This window comes from Kaarinaea lacus (genome assembly GCF_975902315.1).
The window spans coordinates 1-3,168 of record NZ_CDLKIE010000002.1 but is presented as its reverse complement, the minus strand read 5'-3'; the positions used below and the strand labels follow the sequence as shown (position 1 = coordinate 3,168).

2 protein-coding genes are annotated in these 3,168 nt (G+C 42.9%); both read right to left on the bottom strand.

Annotation, left to right across the window (positions count from 1 at the left end; genetic code table 11):
• Nucleotides 1-437: 437 nt before the first annotated feature.
• A complete protein-coding gene (locus ACWVCM_RS00030) occupies nt 438-1,007 on the bottom strand; it encodes a DUF4136 domain-containing protein (protein WP_455199640.1) in 570 nt (189 codons plus the stop codon).
• Nucleotides 1,008-1,420: 413 nt separating this feature from the next.
• On the bottom strand, nt 1,421-3,168 hold a 1,748-nt coding region (locus ACWVCM_RS00025; protein ID WP_455199639.1), incomplete at its 5' end, for a fatty acid cis/trans isomerase.

Genomic DNA, 3,168 nt, shown 5'->3' with positions numbered 1-3,168 from the left:
TGCGATTTAGTGGTTGCTTCGTCTGTCTTTTCTGACCAGGCATAGGTTTTATAAGCAGTAAAATTTGCTGTGGCATCATAATCAACGTTAGCCCTGTCACCGGCGCAGGCATAAAGCAACAAAACCAGTAAAATAAAATACGCCTGCCTTAACATCGCCACACCTTTAAATTAGACCAGAGATTGCTGCGTATCACTTTCGCAAGACTCGCGATGACAGTTGAATTTCGTTTCCCCATGTCATTGCGAGGAGCCGGATTATTCGGCGACGAAGCAATCTATTCTTAGCTTAGAACCGAGATTGCCACGCCTTGCTTTCGCAAGGCTCGCAATGACACGGTCGTTCCGTTTGCATTGTCATTACACCCTACGGGCACTTGTGCCCTTTGAGTATAAACTTTGGACTGAAAGGACGAAGCAGTCTCACAACTACGATACCTATTTCTTCTTCGGCGGAAAGTTTGCCAGTATCTCATTCACCACTTCATTCACCAAAGCCTGTTGGCGTTCAGGAGATGAACTCCGGGACAACTGTCGCGAACTGGAACCCTGCCAGATAACTGAATTTGTTTTTGCATCGATCAGTGCAATCACCATGGTTCCTTCCTGCACGGTACGCCCACCTACAGGAACACTCCCCGATATGCCGATTGATGATCGGGTGCTTCCCCCTCCTCTGGATCTGCCAATTCCAACGGATACACTACTACTGGTATGCCCTGTCACCGCCACGGAAAGATGATAGGTTACCAGCGCATCTGCACTTGTCGCATCAACACTTTGCAAACCTTTGCTCTGTAGATTTGCTTGTATAGATTCCCGCACCCTTTGATGAACCAGCGGTGTCGCGGTGATGGATTTGGTAGTCGCCTCATCAGTGGATTCAGACCAGGCGAAGGATTTAATAGTGCTGAAATCAAAGGCTGTATCAAAGTCAACATTTGCCCCGTTGCTGGCACAGCCTGAAATGAAAAAAACTAACAGAAAACTAGTAGTAAAACGCTTCATTAATGCTCCCCTAAATGTTTGTACAACCACAGTGTCTAATAAACGACTCATTCGATTATACAAGCACTGCCACATATATTAAGCACAATAATCGAAAGGCATTCGTTAATTTTGCAAATTATTGATACAAGTCACTGTACAAATATTATACTAATACGAAGTGGATCACGATTCAGGGATCTGAGGATGTGACCAGTCAGAATTCAAGATTCGTTTGTGCCGTATTGGCGCAATGCGGCATCGACGATGAAATAAATAATAGTAAATATCAGAATAAATCCCATAAATTCTACCGAAAAGGAGTTATTCCAGAAGAACAAAAACTTAACTACCAAATACGCACATACTGCGGCAGTAAGCCCAGGAAGAAATTTTATAACTCGCATCATCACACAAAACAATGCCCATTTATATTAACGATTCTGATAACGATTCAAATCAAACACACCGGCGTAGCGTGGATAATCATGCTTAAACTTTTCATAAAACCAGTCCGACGTTTCCCAGAATTTGGGGTTGGTCCGCCGCACGCCATACGCTTCTACCAGGGCATTGTATTTTTCGTAACTATCTATCTCCGCATACAGTTCGATAAATTTATCCAGCTCTTCGTATTTAATTTCAAAAAAGAAATTAGGGTAAGCCCCAACAAATCCCACTACAATATCAATAGTATCTTCTGATTTAATCCTGGTTTTTTCCCCCGCAGTAAGCGAAGTGGTATTTAAATAGGATTTATTACGGACTATTGTGTACACCACATCCCTTTCCACGCTGCCATCTATAATAATGCGTAGAAATGCAGTATCAGGAAATGCGTCGGTGTGCTCCCCCTCAATATCGCTTAACTTGCGTAACTCTTTTTGTACCCTGCTGGCTTTTTCTTCCAGGCCGTACTCATCACAGCGAGCAGGATACTGTCCACACAGGTTAATGTAATCCACAACTGGCTGTGCATCACCCATATGTAAACTGGCTTTCTCAAATAACTCCGTTTTAACATCATCAGTTTTATATTCGATATCCGGTTCTCGTTGGGCCTGAAGTTCTTGCAGCGCCTTAACCAGTTTTTCTGTTTCCTTGGTACCACGGTACCACTGTTTATGGATTTCATAACGCTTTTCAACTGGCAGGAATGCCAGAAACATTAACTCGGATTCGATACGCAAAAAATCCATATATAATCGAGTCGACAATTGATGTCCTGCAGTACCATACACGTTGAATCCGGCAACCAGTAAATAATGTATGCGTTCAAAGATGGGATAATCCATAACCCAGCCGGTCTTGGGCACCTCACCCACGAAACCTTTCAGAACTGTAGCACTGTCATAATGGCGATAGACTGTTAGTGCAGCATTTGTATTTACCCCGTCTCCATCCCAAATATGCTCAATTTTAAAACCCGTTTCACCAGGATAATGCTTTTGCAGATATTTCACTTTTTCAGTGATATACTTTTGGGAATCCTTTTTATAGGTTTTCCAAACCGACCATAATTTTGCGTTATCCTCCAGCTCTGAAGGCATTCTCAAATCATCACTGACGCGCGCCAGAAATTCACCATCACCACTTAAAAGGACTCTATCCGGATCTTGAAACATCACCCAGAAATGATCATCGATAACACTTAGCGCAATAGAACCACGACAGACAGGGCCTTTTATAAAACCACCGATAAAAAAGTGGGCTTCATCTAACATGAATTGGTAACGGCTTTTTGGCGGAACTACCGCAAATGTTTTAAAGGGATTGGAAGATGGAATTGCATCATACGATGGCAACTGGTTGACTTCGTAGTCAGGCACTAAAAACAATTCATTGTAGCGCGCCATACGTACATCATTTAATGCATAAGGCAAGTGAGTTTTCTCGACTATGGTACGATCATAATGTTTGAGCCGGTAATAAAACGGTCCAGTCCCTGGGCTATCATAGGGCCTGACCGTGGCTATGACTTCTATTGGTTCACCCGGTGGTGTTTTGGAACGTACCAGCATGAAATATTCAAAATTCGGCACATCACTAAAATATAAATGTCCCAGGAATAAATGTTCATATAAGTAGCGGGACATGAGTTTTTCTTTGTTCGAAGTCCCGTTTAAAAAGCGTTCCCATTTGTCGACATGCTGCTGAAGTGCATCAGATATTGGCTCAGCCG